Origin of the sequence: Nocardioides faecalis, from assembly GCF_018388425.1 — a bacterium.
In the GTDB taxonomy this organism is placed as follows: Bacteria; Actinomycetota; Actinomycetes; order Propionibacteriales; family Nocardioidaceae; genus Nocardioides; species Nocardioides faecalis.
The window spans coordinates 3,203,557-3,225,419 of sequence record NZ_CP074406.1 but is presented as its reverse complement, the minus strand read 5'-3'; the positions used below and the strand labels follow the sequence as shown (position 1 = coordinate 3,225,419).

The 21,863-nt window shown below is 74.1% G+C and carries 21 protein-coding genes; 11 read left to right on the top strand and 10 right to left on the bottom strand.

Features of this window, described 5'->3' with window-relative positions; all coding sequences use genetic code 11:
- Positions 1-179: 179 nt before the first annotated feature.
- The 4 genes from KG111_RS15155 (at position 180) to KG111_RS15140 (ending at position 2,894) form a co-directional block, all read left to right on the top strand.
- A complete protein-coding gene (locus KG111_RS15155; protein WP_205289615.1) occupies positions 180-812 on the top strand; it encodes a 50S ribosomal protein L25/general stress protein Ctc in 633 nt (210 codons plus the stop codon).
- Between the two features lie 122 nt (positions 813-934).
- Positions 935-1,537: an aminoacyl-tRNA hydrolase gene (pth, locus tag KG111_RS15150; protein WP_205289614.1), complete on the top strand. Its 603-nt coding sequence runs from the start codon at positions 935-937 to the stop codon at positions 1,535-1,537.
- 70 nt (positions 1,538-1,607) lie between these two features.
- Positions 1,608-2,417 (top strand): 3'(2'),5'-bisphosphate nucleotidase CysQ, encoded by an 810-nt coding sequence (locus KG111_RS15145; protein WP_205289613.1) that lies wholly within the window; start codon positions 1,608-1,610, stop codon positions 2,415-2,417.
- A gap of 66 nt (positions 2,418-2,483) precedes the next feature.
- Positions 2,484-2,894 (top strand): VOC family protein, encoded by a 411-nt coding sequence (locus tag KG111_RS15140; protein ID WP_205289612.1) that lies wholly within the window; start codon positions 2,484-2,486, stop codon positions 2,892-2,894.
- A gap of 33 nt (positions 2,895-2,927) precedes the next feature.
- Here the strand turns inward: KG111_RS15140 and KG111_RS15135 are convergent, their stop codons facing one another.
- From KG111_RS15135 to KG111_RS15120, 4 genes are all read right to left on the bottom strand, one after another.
- Complete coding sequence (locus KG111_RS15135) at positions 2,928-3,566, bottom strand: alpha-ketoglutarate-dependent dioxygenase AlkB (RefSeq protein ID WP_205289611.1); 639 nt, start codon at positions 3,564-3,566, stop codon at positions 2,928-2,930.
- Positions 3,567-3,649: 83 nt separating this feature from the next.
- Positions 3,650-4,018 (bottom strand): DUF8819 family protein, encoded by a 369-nt coding sequence (locus KG111_RS15130; protein ID WP_205289610.1) that lies wholly within the window; start codon positions 4,016-4,018, stop codon positions 3,650-3,652.
- Between the two features lie 91 nt (positions 4,019-4,109).
- Positions 4,110-4,796 (bottom strand): HD domain-containing protein, encoded by a 687-nt coding sequence (locus tag KG111_RS15125; RefSeq protein WP_240195196.1) that lies wholly within the window; start codon positions 4,794-4,796, stop codon positions 4,110-4,112.
- 95 nt (positions 4,797-4,891) lie between these two features.
- Complete coding sequence (locus KG111_RS15120) at positions 4,892-6,091, bottom strand: RtcB family protein (protein WP_205289609.1); 1,200 nt, start codon at positions 6,089-6,091, stop codon at positions 4,892-4,894.
- Between the two features lie 239 nt (positions 6,092-6,330).
- Here KG111_RS15120 and KG111_RS15115 point away from each other — a divergent pair, with 239 nt between their 5' ends.
- On the top strand, positions 6,331-6,633 hold the full coding sequence (locus tag KG111_RS15115; RefSeq protein ID WP_372440109.1) for a chorismate mutase: 303 nt from the start codon (positions 6,331-6,333) through the stop codon (positions 6,631-6,633).
- Positions 6,634-6,670: 37 nt separating this feature from the next.
- On the opposite strand, the gene KG111_RS15110 is transcribed toward KG111_RS15115, so the two are convergent.
- The 3 genes from KG111_RS15110 to KG111_RS15100 all read right to left on the bottom strand — a co-directional run bounded on the left by KG111_RS15110 (position 6,671) and on the right by KG111_RS15100 (position 12,973).
- Entirely contained in the window at positions 6,671-8,950 is a 2,280-nt protein-coding gene (locus KG111_RS15110) for a SpoIIE family protein phosphatase (RefSeq protein WP_205289607.1), read from the bottom strand.
- A gap of 156 nt (positions 8,951-9,106) precedes the next feature.
- Positions 9,107-10,762 (bottom strand): DNA repair helicase XPB, encoded by a 1,656-nt coding sequence (locus KG111_RS15105; RefSeq protein WP_205289606.1) that lies wholly within the window; start codon positions 10,760-10,762, stop codon positions 9,107-9,109.
- Positions 10,763-10,831: 69 nt separating this feature from the next.
- Entirely contained in the window at positions 10,832-12,973 is a 2,142-nt protein-coding gene (locus KG111_RS15100; protein WP_249666159.1) for a helicase-associated domain-containing protein, read from the bottom strand.
- A gap of 180 nt (positions 12,974-13,153) precedes the next feature.
- Between KG111_RS15100 and KG111_RS15095 the strand changes: the two genes are divergently transcribed.
- The 4 genes from KG111_RS15095 (at position 13,154) to KG111_RS15080 (ending at position 17,584) form a co-directional block, all read left to right on the top strand.
- Complete coding sequence (locus tag KG111_RS15095; protein WP_205289605.1) at positions 13,154-14,002, top strand: PP2C family protein-serine/threonine phosphatase; 849 nt, start codon at positions 13,154-13,156, stop codon at positions 14,000-14,002.
- Complete coding sequence (locus KG111_RS15090; RefSeq protein ID WP_205289604.1) at positions 13,999-15,702, top strand: FHA domain-containing protein; 1,704 nt, start codon at positions 13,999-14,001, stop codon at positions 15,700-15,702. The genes KG111_RS15095 and KG111_RS15090 overlap by 4 nt, the downstream gene beginning before the upstream one ends.
- Before the next feature lie 38 nt (positions 15,703-15,740).
- The gene (locus KG111_RS15085) at positions 15,741-17,102 is read left to right on the top strand and encodes an RDD family protein (protein WP_213450000.1); all 1,362 of its coding nucleotides are present in this window, start codon (positions 15,741-15,743) and stop codon (positions 17,100-17,102) included.
- A gap of 86 nt (positions 17,103-17,188) precedes the next feature.
- On the top strand, positions 17,189-17,584 hold the full coding sequence (locus tag KG111_RS15080; protein WP_205293120.1) for a cold-shock protein: 396 nt from the start codon (positions 17,189-17,191) through the stop codon (positions 17,582-17,584).
- Positions 17,585-17,626: 42 nt separating this feature from the next.
- Here the strand turns inward: KG111_RS15080 and KG111_RS15075 are convergent, their stop codons facing one another.
- The gene (locus tag KG111_RS15075; protein ID WP_249666158.1) at positions 17,627-19,153 is read right to left on the bottom strand and encodes an MFS transporter; all 1,527 of its coding nucleotides are present in this window, start codon (positions 19,151-19,153) and stop codon (positions 17,627-17,629) included.
- A gap of 105 nt (positions 19,154-19,258) precedes the next feature.
- On the opposite strand from KG111_RS15075, the gene KG111_RS15070 reads away from it, so the two are divergent.
- Positions 19,259-20,047: a DUF3027 domain-containing protein gene (locus tag KG111_RS15070; protein WP_249666157.1), complete on the top strand. Its 789-nt coding sequence runs from the start codon at positions 19,259-19,261 to the stop codon at positions 20,045-20,047.
- Positions 20,048-20,265: 218 nt separating this feature from the next.
- On the opposite strand, the gene KG111_RS15065 is transcribed toward KG111_RS15070, so the two are convergent.
- Together KG111_RS15065 and KG111_RS15060 are read right to left on the bottom strand one after the other, a co-directional pair.
- Positions 20,266-20,886: a class I SAM-dependent methyltransferase gene (locus KG111_RS15065; RefSeq protein WP_205291093.1), complete on the bottom strand. Its 621-nt coding sequence runs from the start codon at positions 20,884-20,886 to the stop codon at positions 20,266-20,268.
- Positions 20,879-21,178, bottom strand: coding sequence for a DUF2530 domain-containing protein (locus KG111_RS15060; protein WP_249666156.1), 300 nt, complete (start codon positions 21,176-21,178; stop codon positions 20,879-20,881). Before KG111_RS15060 ends, KG111_RS15065 begins: the two co-directional genes overlap by 8 nt.
- Positions 21,179-21,270: 92 nt before the next feature.
- On the opposite strand from KG111_RS15060, the gene KG111_RS15055 reads away from it, so the two are divergent.
- Positions 21,271-21,738 (top strand): MarR family transcriptional regulator, encoded by a 468-nt coding sequence (locus KG111_RS15055; protein ID WP_205291091.1) that lies wholly within the window; start codon positions 21,271-21,273, stop codon positions 21,736-21,738.
- Positions 21,739-21,863 lie beyond the last annotated feature (125 nt).

Sequence of the window (21,863 nt, the reverse complement as noted above, 5' to 3'; positions counted from 1 at the left end):
GTTAGTCTTGCGCGGTTGCCTCGGCGAGGGAGTACGGCGCTTCTGTGACTCCGTGATCGACTGGGCCGGTTTCGTCCTCATGGCGACGCCGCGCGCCCGCTCGGTCACCGGGTGAGAGAAGCGCGGCGCTCCTCCTCTCCGGGGTCCCGTCCCAAACCCAGACGATCGAGGAGATCGACATGAGCACCGAGAAGATCAAGGCCGAGCTCCGCAGCGAGTTCGGCAAGGGCGCCGCCCGCCGCATCCGCCGCGAGAACAAGATCCCCGCGGTCGTCTACGGCCACGGCGCGGACCCGCTGCACCTGACCCTGCCGGGCCACGAGACCATGATGGCGATCCGCCACGGTGGCGCCAACGCGCTGCTCGAGATCGACCTGGACGGCGAGATCCACCTCGCGCTGACCAAGCAGGTCCAGGTCGACCCCGTCCGCCGCGTGCTCGAGCACGTCGACCTCGTCACCGTCGTGCGCGGCGAGAAGGTCACCGTCGACGTCCCCGTCCTCATCGTGGGCGAGGCCGCCGCGGAGACCCTGGTCGTCACCGAGAACACCACGCTGCAGGTCGAGGCCGAGGCCACCCACATCCCCGAGTCGTTCGAGGTCAGCATCGAGGGGGCCGAGGCCGGTACCCAGATCCTCGCCAGCCAGGTCGAGCTGCCGCAGGGCACCACGCTGGTCACCGAGCCCGACACGCTGATCGTCAACGTGACCGCCCGGCAGACCGCCGAGGCCGCCGAGGCCGAGCTCGAGTCCGCCGAGGCCGAGGCCGGCATCGAGAAGGACGCGCCGGCCGAGGACACCGAAGGCGAGTGAACGTCCCTCGGCTCAGGTGGTTCCTGGGCCGGCTGATCTCCCCGGTGCGAGCTCTCGCACCGGGGAGTTCTGGCATCTCCACCCGTTCCACCCGCACGTACGACGAGACCGAGGAGCAAGACGTGGCCGAGCAGGGTGCCGCCGAGGTGTGGCTGGTCGTCGGGCTCGGCAACCCCGGACCGTCGTACGCCGGGCACCGGCACAACATCGGCTACCTGGTCGTCGACGAGCTGGCGCGGCGCATGGGCAGCGGCTTCCGGGCACACAAGACCGGCCGCGCCGACGTGGTCGAGGGGCGCCTGGGGCCGCCCGGAGCCCCCGCGCCGCGGGTGGTGCTGGCCAAGGCGCGCTCCTACATGAACGAGTCCGGCGGGCCGGTCAAGGCGCTGGCCACCTTCTACAAGGTGCCACCCGAGCGGGTGATCGCCATCCACGACGAGCTGGACATCGACTTCGGCACCCTGCGGATCAAGCTCGGCGGCGGCGACAACGGCCACAACGGGCTGAAGTCGATGCGCTCCTCGCTCGGCACCGGCGACTTCTACCGGGTCCGCGCCGGCATCGGGCGCCCGCCCGGGCGCCAGGACGTCGCCGACTTCGTGCTGTCGAACTACTCCACGACCGAGCGCAAGGAGCTGCCGTTCCAGATCGACACCGCCGCCGACGCGGTGGAGTCGCTCGTCGCCGACGGCCTGGCCACCACCCAGAGCCGCTACAACTCCTGACCCGCGCCCGCGGCGCTCCGGCCCTCGAGCCGCGGCCGGGCGCCACTGCGCACCGCACTAGGGTGAGCCGGTGACCACCGCTCCTGACGCACCCGCCGCCGACGTCGTCGCCGACGACCACCGCCTCGCCGCCTGGCTCGCCGAGGCCGCCGGCCGGCGCCTCCTCGAGGTCCGCAGCGAGGGCCTGGAGGGCAAGGCGCTCAAGGACGCCGGCGACCGCGCCGCCCACGTCCTGCTCACCGAGCTGCTCGCGACGTACCGGCCCGAGGACGCCGTGCTCAGCGAGGAGGCCCTGGAGAACGCCGCCGACAAGGACGCTCGGCTGCGCGCGGAGCGGGTCTGGATCATCGACCCGCTGGATGGGACCCGGGAGTTCTCCGAGCCTCCCCGCGACGACTGGGCCGTCCACGTCGCGCTGTGGCAGGACGGCGCCCTGGTCGCCGGCGCCGTCGCGCAGCCCGCGCTGGGGGAGACCTTCAGCACCGGCACCCCGCCCGTCGTGCCCGGCCTCGGCTCGGACGCGCACCGGCCGGGACAGCCGCCGCGGATCGCGGTCTCCCGCACCCGACCGCCGGCGTTCGTGCAGGCGCTGGCCGCCGAGCTGGGCGCCGAGCTGGTCCCGATGGGCTCGGCCGGGGTGAAGATGATGTCGGTCGTGCGCGACCTCGCCGACGCCTACGTGCACGCCGGCGGGCAGTACGAGTGGGACTCCGCCGCCCCCGTCGCGGTCGCCCGGGCCGCCGGGCTGTTCACCTCCCGGGTGGACGGCAGCGAGCTGGTCTACAACCAGGCCGACGTCTACCTGCCCGACCTCGTCGTGTGCCGCCCCGAGCTCGCCGAGCGGATCCTGGCGTTCATCGCCGCCCACGGCACCGACTGAGTCGTCGGCGGCGGTGAGGCCGGTTGAGGCTTGTCCCGCGGCAGCGTGCGGGGCGAGGGTGGTCCGATGACGTCGTACATCTCCCACACCACGGTCGACTGCGCCAACGCCTACGAGCTCTCCGAGTGGTGGAAGCCGGTGCTCGGCTACACCGACCTGCCCGACGAACCGAACCTGCCCGGGCACCCCGAGTGCGCGATCGCCGACCCGGAGACCGGGCACGAGGTGCTGTTCCTCGAGGTGCCCGACGCGAAGTCGGTCAAGAACCGGCTGCACTTCGACCTCCGGCCGCGCCAGGGCTCCCAGCAGGAGGAGCTGGTCCGGCTGCTGGCCCTCGGCGCCCAGGAGGTCGCCGACCACCGCGGCATCGGCGGGCCCGGCACCGGCTGGGTGGTGCTCGCCGACCCGGAGGGCAACGAGTTCTGCATCCTGCGCTCGATGGCGGAGGTCGAGGCGCGGTCGGAGCCGGGAGCCTGAGCCGGGGCCTGGGCGGAAGCCTGGGCCGGGGCTTCAGAACACGTTGAACGGGCGGAACTGCACCGAGAGCCGCGGTCCGGCCGCCGCGACCTTGGGCACGGCGTGCTCCCAGGTCCGCTGGCAGGAGCCGCCCATCACGACCAGGTCACCGTGGCCCATCTCCACGGCGAAGGACTCCTCGCGCCGCTCCACGTCGCGCGGACGCAGGTGGAGCCTGCGGGGGTCGCCCACGGACACGATGGCGACCATCGTGTCGTGGCTCGAGCCGCGCCCGATGGTGTCCCCGTGCCAGGCCACGGAGTCGCGGCCGTCGCGGTAGTAGCAGCAGCCTGCGGTCCGGAACGGCTCGCCGAGTTCCTCGGCGTAGTGCGCGCTGAGCGTGTCCCGGGCGGCGGCCAGCGCCGGGTGCGGCAGCTCCTCGCCGATCATGTACGTGTAGATCAGCCGCGGCACCGCGACCACCTTGTCGTACATCGCACGCCGCTCCGCGCGCCACGGCACGTGCTCGATGAGCGCGGCCATCACCGCGTCCGGCTCCGGCAGCCACCCCCGCGCCACGTCCACCCAGGCACCCGAGCTCAGCTCGCGGCGCCGGATGGGTGCCGTCATCGCCGGCGCCGGAGCCTCGGCATCCAGACCGTCGAACAGGGTGGACTGGAAGTCGAGGGTCATGCCCCGAGAATACCTCGGTGGTCGAACAGGCGTTCGATGCGCGGCGTCGGTGCGTCGCTACTCGGCGGCGCCCAAGGAGGGGCTCAGGCGTGGGACAGCTCGCCGAGGCGGGCGACGGGGGTGCCGGACTCCTCGCACACCCAGCGCGGGTCCGGCCCGCCCAGGTCGGGGTCGATGTGCAGCGTGTGCACAGGCCCGCTGGTGCACGTGACGCACACCGGCCACAGTCCCTCGGGCGCGCTGCGCCCGAACTTGTCCGCCAACCCGTCCTGCACGTCCTGGGCGATCAGCCCGGCAATGTACGGCGCCCCGTCGGGCCACTGCTGCAGCCACCACCGGCGCTCGGAACAGGCCTCCTCGAGCAGGGTCACGGAATCCGGCGTGCACAGGCCGCGGGCCTGAAGGTCGGCAAGCACCTGTGCTCGGGCCGCGTAGATCACGCTGTCGTCCACGCGCCCATTGTGCGTCGGATCGTCAAGTCGCCCCCAACGCCCGCCGCTCGCCGCTCGCCGGTCGCTGGTCGCTGGTCGCCGGGGGTGGGGGTCAGCAGGCGGGGTTGCCCGCCGCGGCGAGCTCGGCCAGCTCCCGCGTCAGGTTGGCGCGCGCCGGCGCCTCCCAGGCCGAGGCCCCGTAGGCGGTCTGGAACAGCCGCGGCTTGGCGGCCAGACCGCGCAGCACGGCGGCCCGGCCCTCGGCGAACACCTCGTCGTCGAGGTGGGCGTACTCCGTGCGCACCGCAGCCACGTACGCCGCGTACCGGGCCGGGGGTGCCGCCAGGATCGCCAGGTCGGCGTCCGAGAGCGCGCAGCCGTTGGCGTCCGACTCCTCGGGCTGGTGGTGCTCGGTCAGCCGCACCAGCCGCGCCACCTCGGTCACGGTGGCGGCGTCGAGCCCGCCGGTCGCGGCGAGCTGGCCCAGCGCCACCTCGGCCCAGACGGCGGAGCGCTCCTCGGCGTCGCGTTCGCCGTCGTACACGGCGTCGTGGAACCACGCCGCGAGCAGCACGCTGGTCCGGTCGTACGACGTCCCGGCGGCGGCCAGCTCGTCGAGCCGGGCGATCACCTCGGCCAGGTGGCCGACGCCGTGGTGCCCGCGGGACGGCTCACCGTAGGCGGCGAGCAGCTCCTCGCGCAGGGCGTCGGCTCCCGTCAGCGGCCAGGGCAGGCTGGGCCCGGTGGGTTCGGAGCGGGTGGGGTCGGGGCGGGTGGGGTCGGGATGGTCGTCCTCCATGGCGCACATTGAAACCGACGCCACCGACTCTGTCACGGCCCCGGTCCGGCTCCCCGGCCCGTGCCCCCGGGGGGCACGGGGGCACGGGCCGGGGTTCAGTCACCCTTGACGTTCACGATCTGGCGCAGCGTGTGCACCACCTCGACCAGGTCGGCGGCGTCGGCCATCACTCGGTCGATGTCCTTGTAGGCCGCCGGGATCTCGTCGATGAACGCGTCGGTGTCGCGGTACTCGATGCCCACCATCGCCTCGCGCAGCTGCTCGCGGGTGAACGTCCTGCGCGCCCGGGTGCGGGAGTACTCCCGGCCGGCGCCGTGCGGTGCGGAGCGCAGCGACGCGGCGTCGCCGAGCCCCCGTACGACGTACGACGCCGTGCCCATCGACCCCGGGATGAGGCCCATCCGGCCGTGCTCGGCGTTGATCGCGCCCTTGCGGGAGAGCCACACGTCGCGGCCGTAGTGGTGCTCGGGCTCGGTGTAGTTGTGGTGGCAGTTGATCTCCTCGGTCCGCTGGACGTCGGCGACGCCGGCCACCGTGGAGCCGGGTGCGCCTGCGACCCACTCGGCGAACTGCCGCACCACCCGGTCCATCATCTCCTCGCGGTTGAGCAGCGCGTAGTGCTGCGCCCAGCGCATCTGGGTGATGTAGGCGTCGAACTCGTCAGTGCCCTCGCTCAGGTACGCCAGGTCGCGGTGCGGCAGGTCGACCCCGCGGGCCTCGCAGCCGCGCCGGGCGACGGCGATGTGGTGCTGGGCGATCTTGTTGCCCACGCCGCGCGAGCCGGAGTGCAGGAACAGCCAGACCCGCTGGGCCTCGTCCACGGTGACCTCGATGAAGTGGTTGCCCGACCCCAGCGTGCCCAGCTGCAGCTCCCAGCGCTTCGCGTAGCGACCGGGGTCGAAGCCGGCCTCCTGCGCCTCGCGGGTCAGCTCGTCGAGCCTGCGCTGGGTGTGCTCCCGGCTGACCGTGCGGTTCGCGGCGCCTGCCGAGAGCGGGACGGCCCGCTCGATGGCCTCACGCAGCGGGCGCCGGTCGCGGGGCAGCTCGTCGGCGACGAGCTGGGTGCGGACCGCGATCATGCCGCAGCCGATGTCGACGCCGACCGCGGCCGGGATGATCGCGCCGAGGGTCGGGATGACCGAGCCCACCGTCGCTCCCAGCCCGAGGTGGGCGTCGGGCATCAGTGCCACGTGCGGGTGGATGAACGGCATCGACGCCGTCGTCACCGCCTGCTCGCGGGTGCCCTGGTCGAGGATCGAAGCCCAGCTCAGCAGCTTCGGGGTGATGGTCTCCATGGTGGTCTCCTGCGTCCTGGCCTCTCTGCTCGTACCGCCACCCCTGCGGTGGCCGGCGGGGAGGAGGCTAGGTACCCCGAAACCGGTGGCACACCTGGTTTCCGACCTGCTACGACGCTCCGCTTCCCAAGAGAATTCGTCGAGATTTCGAGGATTCTCGACGAATTCGCTTGGGAAGCGGAGCGGACCGAGCCGGGGCAGGACCGGCCCGGGCCCACGGGTACGGCAGGATGGGCGACGTGAGTGCAGAAGACGCCCGGGCCGAGCTCCTCCGGCTGCGCAGCAGCATCGACAACCTCGACGCGGCCCTCGTGCACCTGCTCGCCGAGCGGTTCAAGTGCACCGAGCAGGTCGGCAAGCTCAAGGCGCGCGCCGGCATGCCGCCGGCCGACCCCGCCCGTGAGGCGGTCCAGATCGAGCGGCTGCGGTCGCTCTCGGAGAGCTCCGGGCTCGACCCGCACTTCGCGGAGAAGATCCTGAACGTGATCATCGCCGAGGTGATCCGCAACCACGAGCAGTTCGCGGAGACCGCGGAGTCCTGAGCGGGGAGGAGGCGATCGGCGCTCTCGCCGAATCGACTCAGCGCGGCATGCGGCGGATGGCGAGCACGGTGGTGTCGTCGTCCCGGTCGCCCGGTACGGCGTCGACCAGCGCCGTCGACCACGGTTCGGTCTGCCCGGGCTCCGGGCCCGGCTCACCGGAGAGCCGCAGCTCCTCGATGCTCTCGGCCAGGTCACGGCCGCGCCGCTCGATCAGCCCGTCGGTGAACAGCAGCAGTGTCGCGCCCACGGGGAGGTCGCTGACCGACGCCTCCGCGCCGCCGGTGCCCACGCCGAGCAGCGGGCGGTGGGCGGTCCGCAGCACCCTCGCCGGCCCGTCGCCGTACAGGACCGGGGGCGGGTGGCCGGCGTTGACCAGCTCCAGCGTGCCGCCGACGGGGTCGATGACGGCGACGATGGCGGAGGCGACCTGGTCGCCCATCAGCCGGGCCATCATCCGGTCCAGCAGGTCGAGGCTCTCGGCGGCCGGGGTGCCGGCGAAGAGGTGGGCGCGCAGCGCGGTGCGGACCTGCGTCATGGCGGCCACCGCGGCGACACCGTGCCCGGCGACGTCGCCGATCACGAACGCGACCCGGTCGTCGGGCAGGTCGAGGGTGTCCCACCAGTCGCCGCCGAGCTGGTACTCGCTGGCCGGCAGGTAGGTGGCCGCCACCTCGAGACCGCGGTGGTCGGTGACGAGGTCGGTGACGATGCTGCGCTGCAACGACTCCGCGACCACGATCTGCTCCCGGGCGCGGTGCAGCAGCAGGGTCGAGGACTGGGTGCGCAGCGAGTTCGCGAGGCCCAGGTCGGCGTTGGACCACGGCAGGGAGTGCCCGCGGACGACCTCGCGCCACTTGTCGAAGGACTTGCGCGGCGAGAGCCGGATCTCGGGGCCCTCGGTTGAGTAGAGCTTGGCGTTGCTGGGATCGCCGCCCCAGTTGACCTCCTGCTCCTGCTCCGGTCGGAACCAGGCGAGCCAGCGGTCCTCCGCGGTGCCCACGACCAGGGCGCCGGCGGCGACGTGGGAGTGCTCGGCCAGGTCGGGGTCCAGGCCGGCGAGGTTGTCGTGGGAGGCGGCCTCGCCGTCGATGCGGCGCAGCAGCTTGGCCACCCGCCGGCACACGTCCTCCGGCGGGACCCTGCCGCCGGAGGTCAGCCGGTCGTTGAAGCACAGCGCGATGCCGTGCGCGCCCACCAGCTCGCGCACCGCGGGCTCCTCGACGAGTACGTCGAGCAGCCGGTCTCCGGCGCCGAGAAGCGCGGCGGTCACCTTGGCCAGCACCTCCTGGCCGGCCAGCGCACGCTCGCGCTCGTCGTTGCGCTCCCGCTCGGCCATCATCTGCGAGGAGATCTGGCCCAGGTACTCCGCGGCGGCGCGAGCCTCGTGACCGGGACGGTGCGGGCCGGAGTAGTGGTGGCAGGCGATGAGGCCCCACAGCTTGCCGTCCACGACCAGCGAGACGGACATGGACGCGCTGACGCCCATGTGCGAGAGGTACTCGATGTGGATGGGGGAGACGCTGCGCAGCGTCGAGGCGGACAGGTCCAGCGGCCGACCGGTGGTCGGGTCGAGCACCGGGTGCAGCGGCACCGGCACGTAGCCGATGTCGGCGATCAGCCGCAGCCAATTGGTGGTGTAGAGCCGCCGTGCCTGCGCCGGGATGTCCGTGGCCGGGTAGTGCAGCCCGAGGAACGGGTTGAGGTCCTCACGGCGGTCCTCGGCGATGACCTCGCCGTTCCAGTCCGCGTCGAAGCGGTAGACCATGACCCGGTCGAAGCCGGACACCAGCCGCACCTCCTGGGCCAGCTGGTCGGCCAGCTCGGCGACCGTGCCCGCGGCGACGAGACGGGCCATCGCGGCGCGCGCGGAGGAGTAGGTCAGGCCCTCGCGCTCGGCGAGCGGCTCCAGCTCGACCACGATCCGGTCGCCGGAGGTGTGCACCGCGACGTCGACCTCGCGACCGCGCAGCCCGCCGACGCCGTCGGGGTCGGCGGCCGACACGGGCAGGACGGCGGTGAGCGGCTCGTGCCGGTCGGCCAGCGCGTGCGTCTCGGCGCGGGTGGCGAGGTCGGCGCCGAGCAGCGCCGGCAGGTCGAGGCCCAGGGCGTCGGGTGCGCTGACGCCGAGCATCGCGCCCAGGTTCTCCGACGCGGTCACCACGACGCCGCTGCTCCGGTCCACGGCGAGCAGGCAGCCGTGCGGCTGGATCGCCCCGGGGATGTGGATCGGCTCGGTGTCACAGGTGGTGAGGTCGGCGGTCTCGTAGGCGGGGGTGTGCGCGGAGGGTGGCACGCCGTGGGACTCCGGCTGGCTCACGACGCTCCCCGATCAGTTGTGGTGTCAGGCCCCGTTCCCCTCGCCTGAGAGCGAGGCTAACCGAATCCACGGACAACCGTCCTGTCTCCGCGGCAACCTCACAGAACCCGTCCAGTGCCGACCGTCGGCCGGATGGATCACCGCGCCCCGGCGCGCTCAGGCGGTGATGTCCTCGGCGTCGACGATCCGGTAGGCGTACCCCTGCTCGGCGAGGAAGCGCTGCCGGTTCTGGGCGAACTCTGCGTCCACGGTGTCGCGGGCGACGATCGTGTAGAAGTGCGCCACCTTGCGCTCCCCGTCCGGCCCGGGCTCGCCCGGTCGCAGCAGCCGTCCGAGCCGCTGGGCCTCCTCCTGGCGGGAGCCGAAGGAGCCGGAGACCTGGATCGCGACCTCCGCCGAGGGCAGGTCGATGGAGAAGTTGGCGACCTTGGAGACCACCAGCAGCCCCACCTCCCCGGACCGGAAGGCGTCGAAGAGCCGCTGGCGCTCCTTGACCGGCGTCTGCCCGGTGATCACCGGCGCGTCGAGGGCCTCGGCGAGCTCGTCGAGCTGCTCCAGGTACTGCCCGATGACCAGCGTCGGCTGGTCGGGGTGGCGCGCCACCAGGTCGCGCACCACCCGGGTCTTCTCCGGGGTGCAGGCGGCGAGGCGGTAGCGCTCCTCGGACTCCGCGGTGGCGTAGACCATCCGCGAGGTCTCCGGCAGCGAGACCCGGACCTCGATGCAGTCCGCGGGCGCGATCCAGCCCTGCGCCTCGATGTCCTTCCACGGGGCGTCGTACCGCTTGGGGCCGATCAGGGAGAACACGTCGCCCTCGCGGCCGTCCTCGCGGACCAGGGTCGCGGTCAGGCCGATCCGGCGCCGCGCCTGCAGGTCGGCGGTCATCCGGAAGATCGGCGCCGGCAGCAGGTGCACCTCGTCGTAGACGATGAGGCCCCAGTCGCGGGCGTCGAAGAGCTCCAGGTGCGGGTAGACGCCCTTCCGCTTGGTCGTGATCACCTGATACGTCGCGATGGTGACGGGGCGGATCTCCTTGACGGTGCCGGAGTACTCCCCGATCTCGTCCTCGGTCAGCGAGGTACGCCGGACCAGCTCGTCCTTCCACTGCCGGGCGCTGACGGTGTTGGTGACCAGGATCAGCGTGGTGGCCTGGGCGTGCGCCATCGCGGCGGCGCCGACGATGGTCTTGCCCGCCCCGCACGGCAGCACCACGACCCCGGAGCCGCCGTGCCAGAACGACTCGGCCGCCTCCCGCTGGTAGTCGCGCAGCACCCAGCCGTCGGTCGCCAGCTCGATCGCGTGCGCCTCGCCGTCGACGTACCCGGCGTAGTCCTCCGCGGGCCAGCCCAGCTTGAGCAGCGCCTGCTTCAGGTTGCCGCGCTCGGAGGGGTGCACCACGACGGTGTCCTCGTCGACGCGGGCGCCGAGCATGCCGGAGATCTTCTTGGCGCGCAGCACCTCCTCCAGCACCGGGCGGTCGGTGGAGGACAGCACCAGGCCGTGGGTGGGGTGCTTCTCCAGCCGCAGCCGGCCGTAGCGCGCCATGGTCTCGGCGACGTCGACCAGCAGCGCGTGCGGCACCGGGTAGCGGGAGTAGGCGAGGAGGGTGTCCACGACCTGCTCGGCGTCGTGCCCGGCGGCCCGGGCGTTCCACAGCCCTAGCGGCGTGAGCCGGTAGGTGTGGATGTGCTCCGGTGAGCGCTCCAGCTCGGCGAACGGGGCGATGGCCTTGCGGCACTCACCGGCTTGGGGGTGGTCCACCTCGAGCAGCAGCGACTTGTCGGACTGCACGATCAAAGGTCCCTCGCTCACCGCACGAGTCTACGGGCGGAGCCGTCGGAACCTGGCGCGGGCGAGCCGGCCCGCCCGGCCGGGCTCGGCTCAGTCGCCGAGCGGGACCACCCGGCTGATCCGGTGCACCGCATAGCTGCGGCGGGCGTCCGGGTCGTCCTCGGCGGCGTCGCGGTCCCAGGCGGTCAGTCGGCCGCCCTCGACCACCAGCGGTCGTACGGCGCGCTCGTGCAGCACGCCCTGGTGGTCGGTGAAGCCGATGAGCACGTCACCGCGCCGCTCGATGGCGTCGCGCAGCGCGGACAGCACGCCACCGCCCGCTGCGCTCGCCGACGCCGGCCGCTGCTGTGCCTCCGCGTCACCCTCACGCAGCGCGTGCACCGCGGAGACCACCTGCGCCGCGGTGCGGGCCGCGGCCCGGGCGGGGTCGGCGGAGTCGCGGGTGCGGGGCGCCCGGGCGCGCAGCGGCTCGGCCGCGCCCACCCGCACCACGCCGTCGGGGCCCTCCAGCACGGGCGCCAAGCCGAGGTCGCGCAGCCGGGGCAGCAGCACGTCGATGGGGACCGTCGCCACCAGCACGGTCGGCGCCAGCAGCTGCAGGCCCAGACCGGCGGCCCGGGGGTGTCCCAGCAGCTCGGTCAGGGCCGAGGCGTCCTCGGAGCGGATGAACGCCGAGGCGACGCCCACCCGCAGCCGGCCGAAGCTGCGGGCCACGTCGTCGACGAGGTAGCTCAGCGGCTGCGGCACCGGCGTGCGGGAGGAGGCGAGCAGGAAGGCGTGCAGCTCGGCTGCGGTCCAGCCCGCGTCGAAGGCGCGGCGTACCGAGTCCGGGGTGAACCGGAAGACGGTCGCCGCACCGTGGGACTCCACGTCGGCGACCTGGTGCAGCTGGCGGGCCAGCCCGGGCTCCAGCGGCCCCGGCGCGACGGCGGTCAGGTCGGCCTGGATCAAGACGTGGTCCACCGGCGGCGGCAGCAACGCGGCCAGCACCGGCACCGGGTCCTCACCCGCCGCCAGCGCCCGGCCGTACGGCGCCAGCACGTCCACCCCGCTCACCCCCAGCGCCGCGGCCTCGGCGACCGCCCACGCCAACAGGTCGGGCCGGGTGCGCGGGCGCCGCGGGCGCAGCCAGGTCAGGTGCGCCACCAGGCTGGGCAGCCCGGTGCCGCTCGCCAGCCCGTGCCCGGGCGGCAGCGAGGCGAGGGCGTCGAGCACCATCGCCTTCGCCTCGGGCATGCCGGGCGCGCTCAGCTCCGGGCTCAGCGCGTTCCACGTCTTGCCGTCCGCCCCGCGCGAGCCGACCAACGACGGCACCCGGGTGCTGCGCAGCCAGGCGCCGGCCAGCGTGGACCACTGCTGCGCGGGGGGCAGCTCGCGCCACGTGTCGAAGCCGCTCGTCGGCACCCACACCGGGTTGCCGTCGGCGTCGGCCCGGCTGCCGAGCAGCCCCGCCTCGGCGGCGACCTCCACGAGCAGCGCGACCTCGGTCTCGGCGAGCTGCAGGTGCGCGGCGGCCGCCCGCAGCTCGCGCACCCCCAGGCCGGTGGTGCGCAGCGCGGCCGCGGGCCGGTGGCCCCACCACTCGAGCAGGGTCTCGGTACGTCGTACCGCCTCGGTGGCGGCGCCCACCGCGGCGCCGGTGGCCATCCGCTCGCTGCGCTCCTCGCTCGCGATCCGCGGCGGCACGTCGATCCGCTCCGTCGTGGTCCGCCCGCCGCGCAGCGCGAGGCCGACCTCGCCGGGCACCACGAACAGCCCGGGCAGCAGGGAGCCGCCGGGCATCAGCAGCCGGTGCGCCACCAGCAGCTCGGCCGGCGTCTCGGCGTCCTCGGGGCGCACCCCGAGCCGGGTGGCGCCGGTCTTGGCGGTGGAGCCCTCCGCGACGACGTGCTCCAGCAGCGCTCGCGCTGGGCGCGGCAGCGTCTCGACGAGCCGAGCCACCTCGGCGACCGCGCGGCGCTGCGCGGACCGCGGGCGAAGGCCGCTGGCCCCACCCTCGGGGCCGGTCAGGCAATCCGCGACACCGCTGAGCGGGCGCAGCCCCTCCGGGGAGGACCAGACCAGCGCCAGGTCCGCCAATCGCTCCAACGCCGCACGGGTGAAGTCCGGGTCGGCGTGCACGATCGAGACGAGTTCGTCGGAGGTGGTTTGACCGGCGACGACGAGGGCATCAAGGACCGAAAGCTCGCCCCGGGTGAGGCCGTCGAGAGCGCGTGCGATCGAGTTCCTCACCCCGGCGCGCGAGGCCAGCTGACTGAAGTCGTGAGGGGCAGGGGTGGCAAGGTCGGGACGAGCCCCGAGCAGGAACTGGAGGCGTTCGTCGGACCACGACCGCAGCTGGTCGGCCAACGACCGGTGTCCGTCCACTGCGCCTCCCACGCCGGTCAACCTACCGATCCGGGGCGCGGGCGCATGAGCGGCGTCAGGCAGGTCGAGCTGCACCACGGAGCCGCGACCGACATCGGCCGGGTGCGCACCGCCAACGAGGACGCCTACCTGAGCGCTCCGCCGGTCTTCGTCGTCGCGGACGGGATGGGCGGCCACGACGCCGGCGACGTCGCCAGCCGGATCGTGGTGGAGGAGTTCTCCCGGCTCTGCGTCACCGAGTACGACGCCAAGGTCGGCGCCGCCACGGTGGCCGCCACGCTGCGCGAGGTGCAGGAGCGGATCGGCCGGTTCGACGCTGAGCAGCGCGCCAACGGCGCCTCCTCGTCGTTCTCCGCCGGCACCACCGCCGTCGTCGCGTTGCTCGTGGACTCCGACGACGGGCCGCGGTGGCTGCTCGCCAGCGTGGGGGACTCCCGCATCTACCGGTTCACCGACGGCGTGCTGGAGCAGGTCAGCGTCGACCACAGCGTGGTGCAGGAGATGCTCGACGCCGGCGAGATCAGCGAGGCGGCGGCTGCGGTGCACCCCAGCCGCAACGTGATCACCCGCGCGCTCGGCGGCTCCTCCCTGCCCGGCGGGGTCAGCGGCGAGGCCGACTACTTCCTGCTGCCGCTGGCCGCGGCCGAGCGGCTGCTGCTGTGCTCCGACGGGGTCAGCGGGATGCTGAGCGACGAGCAGATCCGCGCGCTGCTCGCCCGGCACGAGGACCCGCGCGACGCGGCCGAGCAGGTGGTCGCGGCCGCGGTGGAGGCGGGCGGACGTGACAACGCGACTGCCGTCGTCGTCGATGTGGTGGGATTGGCGCACACGGATTCGTACGACTCCGAAGCGCAGCGGGTGAGTCTGGAGCAGAAGTTGGGAGCGCTGCCATGAGGGAGAACGCAGCCGGCGACGCCGGCGCATGGTCCTACCGCAGCGGCGCGTGGTTCGCCGTGTTCGGCGAGCGGGCCACGGTGCTGCTGCCGGCGTCGCAGAAGGAGCAGGTCGTCACGCTGTGGTCGTTGGTCGACGGCGGCGCCGGCTTCGACGAGGTCCTCGACGGGCTGCTCGCCTCCGGCCTCAGCCGGCTCCCCGGCTTCGTGCTGATCAGCACCGACGACGGCCCGACCCGGATCCTGCTGCGCGGCCGGGGCGTCGAGGCGCGGCTGCGCGTCGGTGACGAGGACGTGGCCCTCGACGGATCCGCGAGCCACACCTGGGTGGAGCGGACGGTGGAGCGCGTCGACCAGCTGAGCGTCTCCTTGCCGGACACCGACGAGACCGGCACCGGCGCCGTCGACCTGCCCATCATCGGTGGCCTCGTGCGCGTGGGTCGGGTGGACCATCCGGCGGTGCTGCCCGCCCCGGCCGCCTCGGCCGGATCCACGGTCTCGGAAGACTCGGAAGAGTCCGCCGCCGGTGTGCCGTCGGTCGGGGGAGCCGTGGCGACCGACGTGCCTGCCGCGGCGCAGGCGCCGGACGACTCGGACGCCCCGGACGACTCGGACGCAGAGGCGGCGGGTGTCGTGGCCGCGCCGGTCGCCGAGGACCCGCTCACCGACCCGATCGTCGGTGGGATGGGGACCCCGCCCTTCGATCCGCTCCTCGACCCGCTGCCCGGCCCCGCCGCCGAGGTCGACGCCGCCGAGGTCGACGCCGTCGAGCCCGAGCTCGCGTCCGCTGAGGCTGAGGGCACCGACCCCGCCGACGCCGACGACGCCGCGACCGAGGTGCTGGAGATCATCGACGAGCCCCTCGTCGAGTCCGTCGACGAGCCTGCCGGGCAGCCGGAGCCCGCGGCCGACCCCGAGGGCTGGGCCACGCCGTGGTCGGCCTCGTCGCCGATCGAGGAGGACACCGCGCCCCCGCCCTCGGCCGGGCCCTCGCCGCTCGCCGAGCCGGACACGCCGGCGGTGCCGCCGCCGTCGTACCCGGGGGCGGCCACCGAGGTGACCCCGCCCGGCTGGGTCCCGCCGCCGCCCTTCCCGCCCTCCCCGCCGTCCCCGCCGTCTCCGCCGTCTCCGCCGTCTCCGCCCTCGCGCCCCGGCGCCGACGTACCTCCGCCGCCGCTGCCGGTGGGCTCCTGGGAGCCGGCCGGCACCGTGCCGCCGGGCGCGCCGCCGGCGCCGTCCTCGCTGGCCGGCGACCACGACGGCCTGACGATCGCCGGCGCCGGTGAGAAGCCGGCTCCGCCCGAGCCGCCCGGCATCCCCGGACAGCCCCCCGCGCCGGCGGTGACGCCGCCGGTCGCGAAGCTGATGATCTCCGACGGGCAGTCGATCGTGGTCGACCGTGCCGTGCTGATCGGCCGGGCGCCCGAGGCACGCCGGTTCACCTCCACCGAGCAGCCGCTGCTGGTCACCGTGCCGAGCCGGCTGCACGAGATCTCCTCCACCCACGTGGAGGTCCGCCCCGGCACGGGTGCCGACCACGGCAGCGCCGTGGTCACCGACATGGGCTCCACCAACGGCACCGTGCTGGTGCAGCCCGGCCTCGGCCCCGAGGACCTCAAGCCGGGCATCGCCGTCCAGCTGATCCCCGGCGCCATCATCAACCTGGGCGACGGGATCACCATCCAGGTCCTGCGGCCCTGACCGGCCGGAGCCCTGTGGAGCCAGCCATGCCGCCAGCCATGTCCCCGACCCCCTCGCCGGGTGCGGCGCCTGCCGACCCGGTCACCTTCCCCTCGGCCGAGCTCGACCGGCGCTTCACCGCGTTCCTCGTCGACCGCGCCCTGGGCTGGGGGATCGCTGCGGGCGTGGCGTATCTGGTCTGGGCCATGCTCGACGACCGGGTGTGGGTCGCCCTGCTCACGTTCGCGGGCACCACGGTCCTGCTGGGCGCCCTGCTCGCGGTCCTCGTCGGCACCACCGGGCTCACCCCCGGCAAGGCGCTCGTCGGCCTGCGCGTCGTACGACGCACCACCGGCCGCCCGATCGGGGTGCTCGCGGCGCTGGGACGCGGGTGCGTCCTCGGGCTCGCCGGGCTGCCCACCGTCGGGCTCGGGCTGGCCACGCTCGCCTGGACGGCCGCCGCGGACCCCGGCCGCCAGCGCCGCGGTCTGCACGACCGGTTCGGTGAGGCCGTGGTCGTCGACGTCCGGCCGGTGCCGGTCGTCGAGGAGGAGGCCGGCGAGCGTCCGCAGCAGATCGTCAACCTGACCGCGATGCGTCTGGTGCCGGTGGCCGCGCCGGAGCCCGTCGAGGCGACGTCCGCGGGCCGGTCCGCCCCCTCCGTCGCCCCGGCCCTCGCCGCCGTCCCGCCGGTCACGGTGCCGCCCGTCCCCGTGCCGTCCGCCGCCAGGCCTGCCGCCGGCGTCGCGCCGCCACCGGTCGCGTCCCCCGTCGCTCCGAAACCGGTGACCCCGCCGACCCCGGCTGCTCCGGTGGCGCCGACGCCGCCGGCGGTCCCGCCCGCGCCGCGGGCCCCGGCGCCGATGCCTGCGTCCCCGCCCGCCCGTCCCGCCGCGCGCCCGGCGGCCCCCGCCCGGCCCATCCCGGCCAGCCCCGCGGCCGGCAGCGCCGGTGCTGCCGGCCCCGGCCAGGCGCCCCGGATGCCGGTCGAGCAGACCCAGGTGCGCGGCGCCCACAGCGGCGGTGCCGCGGTGTCCGGTGCCGCGGCGTCCGGTGCTGCGTCCGGTGCCGTCGAGGCCACGGCGGCACCGCGCTGGCGGGTCACCTTCGACACCGGCGAGGTGTTCGTCGTCGAGGGCCTCGCCCTGGTCGGCCGCCGCCCGGAGGCTCGGCCCGGCGAACCCGTCCGCCACGTCGTACCGCTGCGCTCGGCCGACATGTCGCTGTCCAAGACGCACGCCCAGTTCCAGGTCGCCCCCGACGGCGCCCTGGTGGTGATGGACCGCGGCTCCACCAACGGCTCGTTCGTCACCCGTGGCGACGCCGCCAAGCAGCTCACACCGGGCCGGCCGAGCACCCTGCTGCCCGGCGACGTGGTGCGGTTCGGTGACCGGACGATGCGGGTGGAGCGCGACGACTGAACGTCGGCGTGGTCTGAGCCACTACGATGAGCGCGCGTGTCCGCCGGGCTCGCGAGAACGGTGATCAAGCAAGGAAGGTCGAGCCCGTGCCGACTGGCAAGGTGAAGTGGTACGACGCGGAGAAGGGCTTCGGCTTCCTCTCCCAGCCCGACGGGCCGGACGTCTACGTGCGCTCCGACGCGTTGCCCGAGGGGGTCACCACGCTCAAGGCCGGCACGCGGGTGGAGTTCGGCATCGCGCAGGGCCGCCGCGGCGACCAGGCGCTGCAGGTCAAGCTCATCGACGCCCCCGCCTCGGTCTCGCGCAACCAGCAGCAGGCGCGCCGCAAGTCGCCCGAGCACATGGTGCCGATCGTGGAGGACCTGATCCGGGTGCTCGACGGGGTCGGCGAGGCCTACCGGCACGGCCGTCACCCGGACCGTCGTACGGCGCAGCCGGTGGCCAAGCTGCTGCGGGCGCTGGCCGACGAGCTCGAGCTCTGACCCGATCCGGTCGACCCGGTCGAGTCAGCCTGCCCGGCCGGATCAGCCGGCGGCCGCGGTGAGCTTCTTGCGTGCCACCTGACCGGGCCTTCCGGTGCCCAGCACCAGCACCGCCCAGCCGGCGAGGACCGCCGCGGCGAGGCCGAGGCCGAGCTGCGGGATCCAGGGCATCGCGATGCCCACGAACCCGCCGACCACCCAGGCCAGCTGCAGGGTCGTGTCGCCGCGGGCGAAGGCGCTGGCGTGCGAGCGGGTCGGCACGTCGGTCTGGATGGTCGAGTCGAGCGACACCTTCGCCAGGTACTGCATCAGCCCGGCCGTCAGCCCGAGCGCGGCGAGTGCGAGCAGGCTGTAGAAGAGCGCGGCGACCACCACGATCGCGATGTCGGCCAGCAACGCCACCACCACCGTCACCGACGGACTGAGCTTGCGGGCCAGGGACGCCAGCACGATGCCGATCGTGTTGCCCAGGCCGGCGGCGCCCACGACCACACCGATCAGCAGCGTGGTCTTGTCCTCCCACCCCTTGATCGGCTCGGCCTGCAGCAGGAACGCCATGTACATGGTCAAGAAGCCCGACAGGAACCGCGGACCGCAGTTCACCCGCAGCGCGAACGCAACCCGCGGCGGGTTGCCGGTGGGACGGCGGCGCCCCGAGGGGTCCGCGCCGACCTCGACCTCGCCCTGGGTCGAGTCCACCTTGGCCGGCAGCAGGATCGCCGCGATCGTGCCGAGCGCGAAGACGACGAAGGCGTAGCGCAGCGTCCACTCCGGTCCGAAGTACGCCGCCGCGCCGGCCAGCGGCGCCGAGACCGAGGCGCCGACGACGCCGGCGAGCGAGACCCGTCCGTTGGCCTTGACCAGGGTGATCTCCTGCGGGACCAGCCGCGGCACCGCGGCCGCCCGGGTCACGCCGTACGCCTTGGAGGAGACGAGGACGCCCAGGGCGGCGGGGTAGAACCAGATCGAGTCGGTGGCGATGGCCCCCGCCAGCACCCAGCACAGGAAGCCCCGGATCGCGAAGGTCGCCCCGATCGCCCATCGGCGACCGTGGCTGAACCGGTCCAGGAACGGGCCGATCAGCGGTGCCACGATCGCGAACGGCAGCATCGTCAGCGCCAGGAACAGCGCCACCTGCTCTCGTGCGCCGCTGGTGGCGCCGGCGAAGAAGATGGTGCCGGCCAGCGCGATCGTCACCGCGGCGTCGCCGGCGGCGCTGCACGAGTGCAGCTCGATCAGCCGGTTCAGCCCGGACCGCTCGGCGCCTTGGGCGCCAGCGGCCTTGCGGGCCTGGCGGATGGAGGCGCGGCTCGCCCGGCCGGTGACCCGTGCGGCGCCGCGCAGCCCGCGTGCCGTCGCCCGGGCGCTGGTGCCCAGGCCGCGGCCCACCCGTCGGGCCGCGGGCTCAGGGGCGCCGGGGCCGCCGGGGTTGCCGGGGCCGGTCGGGTGGCCGCCCGGGGGCGGCTGGTCGACGCCCGTCGAGCCCGGCGGGGGAGGCGGGTACGTCGGGCCCGTGCCCTGCTCGCGCGAGCCGCCCGACGTGCGGGGGTCCGGTCCGGGCGCGGTCACGCGCCTATCTTGCCTGCCCGGCCCGAACCGGGGGTCCGCGACTCACCCTGCACCCGGAAGCGCCCCGACGTGACTCCGGTCGCGGTGATGGTGGATGCTGTGCCCGTGTCCATCCTGGAGCGCAAGCTGACCGACGCCGTCACCGCCGCCGCGGTCGATGTGGCGCGCGCCGCGCTGCTCGACGAGATCGATGCCAGCGACGTCGGCGCCCACCTCGGCCACCAGGTCGACGGGCTGAGGGTCGTCACCCACCTCTTCGAGTGCCGCCGCAAGGGCTACCAGGGCTGGCACTGGGCGGTCACCCTGACCCGCGCCTCGCGGCAGCGGAAGGTCACCGTCGTCGAGGTGGTGCTGCTGCCCGGTGACGACGCGATCGTCGCGCCGCCGTGGGTGCCCTACCGCGACCGCCTCCAGCCCGGCGACATGTCGCCCGGCGACCTGCTGCCGGTCGAGGACGACGACCCGCGCCTGGTGCCGACGTACTCCTTCGGCGACGCCGACACCGACCCGCAGGTCGACGAGCCGGACAAGGCGCAGGTCCGCGCCGTCGCCAAGGACCTCGGCCTCGGCCGGGTCCGCACGCTGTCGCCCGAGGGCCGCGACCTGGCCGCCGAGCGCTGGTACGACGGCGACGCCGGCCCCGATGCCGCCATCGCCAAGTCCGCCCCCGACCAGTGCTACTCCTGCGGCTTCCTGGTCCGCCTGGCCGGGCCGCTGTCGCAGATGTTCGGCGTGTGCGCCAACGGCGACGCCAACGACGACGGCCGGGTCGTCGCCCTCCAGCACGGCTGCGGCGCCCACTCCGAGGTGCGGCTGACCAAGCGACAGCAGCCCGTCCCGCCGGCCCCGCCCGTCGTAGACACCATCGGCACCGACGACCTGGAGCCCTTCTAACCCCCTCCGGCCCCGAGTCGTGAGCTCCCGTCCCCCGAGTCGTGAGCTCCCGTCCCGCGAGTCGTGAGTTCCCGTCTGCCGAGTCGTGAGTTTTCGTTCGCCGACTCGTCACCTCCCGTCGTACGACGCCACGACGGGTGTCTCGCACGACCACCACGCGTGATTCGCGCCGCCAGAACAGGTGACTCGCGCGACCACAAGGGGTGATTCGGCGACGATCAGGCGCGGGCGAGCACCCACACGGCGTACTGGTCGTCCACGGGGCGCAGGTCGTAGCCGCCGAACCGGTGCTGCACGAGGAGTCCCGCGGCGGCCACGTCGGCGAGGAACTCGGCAGGGGAGTAGGACCGGGCGGAGGCCGGGCCACCGGTGAGGTGGAAGCCGACGAGGATCCGTCCGCCGGGGGCGAGCAGCTCGCCGAGCCGGCGCAGCACGTCGGCCTCGGTGCCCTCGGCGACGAAGGGGAGCACGTTGCCGACGCAGACCACGAGGTCCAGCTCGTCCGGTCCGCCGGCAGCACGCAGCGTGGCGGCGTCCAGGGCGAGGATCTCGGCGGGCACGACCCGCAGGTCGGGGTAGGTGCGTCGTGACTGGGCCACCAGCACGGGGTCCGGCTCGGCGGCCAGGACCCGGTGCCCGCGAGCGAGCAGGTAGGCGCCGACGCGTCCCATGCCGGAGCCGGCGTCGAGGATCCTGGCGCCTCGCGGCACCATCGCATCGGCGAGCCGGGCCTCGCCGTCGACGTCCTCGCCGCGCTCGATCAGCTCGGCGAAGCGGGTGCCGTAGCCGGAGGTCCGGGCGCCCTCGAGCGCCCAGCGGGTCGGCGGCAGCTCAGGCATCGGTGCCGTCGCCGGACTCCAGCTCGGTGCGCACGATGCGGCGGCGCTTGCAGTAGGCCGAGCCGATCAGCCCCAGCCCGGCGCCGGTGAGGCACATCCACAGCAGCCAGGTGTTCTGCGCCTCCTCGAGGCGACCCCAGAACGGCAGCAGCGCGAGGAACGCGACCACGAACAGCACGGTGCCGACCTGCACGGTGCGCACCCCGTCGACGTCGAGCGGCTCGACGGGAGCGATCAGGAAGGTCCGGTTGCCGATCTCGTGCTGGGTCGGTTGGTCGTCGCGGAGATCCACGGGGACGATGTTACGCCGGGGTGCGGCGAGCATCACGACGCCGACCTGCGGACCGAATTTGTTTACCCAAGGTAATGACCTAGACTAAGGACATGCCTACCGCCGCGGCCTCCGTCCGCTCGAACGTGGGCCTCGCCTCCGAGCTCCGCTTCGGGGTGATGCGGCTGCGGCGCAGGCTGGTGCGTGAGCGCCACCCGGACAACGACCTGAGCCTGTCGGCGATGGCCGTGCTGTTCGGTCTGAACCGGTTCGGCGACCTCACCGTCGGCGCGCTCGCCGCGCGCGAGCAGGTCCGCCCGCCCAGCATGACGCGCACCGTCACGACCCTTGCGGAGGCCGGGCTCGTGGAGCGGCTCGCCCATCCCACTGACGGGCGGCAGGTCGTGGTGCGGCTCACCGACGCAGGGAAGACGCTGATCGAGGCCGACCGTGTCCGTCGGGACCGCTGGCTCTCGCGCCGGCTCGCCGAGCTCAGCGCCGAGGACCGCGACGTGCTGCGCCGGGCCGCGCCGATCCTGCAGCGGATCGCCGACTCGGACCAGCCCGACGACCACGCCTGAGCCAGGCGCCCGAAACCCCCAGAACACCCCCAGAAACACTCCCGGCGCCGCGCCCCGGCACCAGCCGGCATCGCGCCGGTCTCCAGACTTGTCCGCCACCCTGCCGAAGGAGCGTCACCACGAGC

What these genes read in the sequence shown, in the direction of transcription:
- KG111_RS15155 (WP_205289615.1), top strand. Translation starts at nt 180, where the DNA reads ATGAGCACCGAGAAGATCAAGGCCGAGCTCCGCAGCGAGTTCGGCAAG.
- KG111_RS15140 (WP_205289612.1), top strand. Translation starts at nt 2,484, where the DNA reads ATGACGTCGTACATCTCCCACACCACGGTCGACTGCGCCAACGCCTAC.
- KG111_RS15135 (WP_205289611.1), bottom strand. Translation starts at nt 3,566, where the DNA reads ATGACCCTCGACTTCCAGTCCACCCTGTTCGACGGTCTGGATGCCGAG.
- KG111_RS15125 (WP_240195196.1), bottom strand. Translation starts at nt 4,796, where the DNA reads ATGGAGGACGACCATCCCGACCCCACCCGCCCCGACCCCACCCGCTCC.
- KG111_RS15120 (WP_205289609.1), bottom strand. Translation starts at nt 6,091, where the DNA reads ATGGAGACCATCACCCCGAAGCTGCTGAGCTGGGCTTCGATCCTCGAC.
- KG111_RS15095 (WP_205289605.1), top strand. Translation starts at nt 13,154, where the DNA reads ATGAGCGGCGTCAGGCAGGTCGAGCTGCACCACGGAGCCGCGACCGAC.
- KG111_RS15090 (WP_205289604.1), top strand. Translation starts at nt 13,999, where the DNA reads ATGAGGGAGAACGCAGCCGGCGACGCCGGCGCATGGTCCTACCGCAGC.
- KG111_RS15085 (WP_213450000.1), top strand. Translation starts at nt 15,741, where the DNA reads ATGTCCCCGACCCCCTCGCCGGGTGCGGCGCCTGCCGACCCGGTCACC.
- KG111_RS15065 (WP_205291093.1), bottom strand. Translation starts at nt 20,886, where the DNA reads ATGCCTGAGCTGCCGCCGACCCGCTGGGCGCTCGAGGGCGCCCGGACC.
- KG111_RS15055 (WP_205291091.1), top strand. Translation starts at nt 21,271, where the DNA reads ATGCCTACCGCCGCGGCCTCCGTCCGCTCGAACGTGGGCCTCGCCTCC.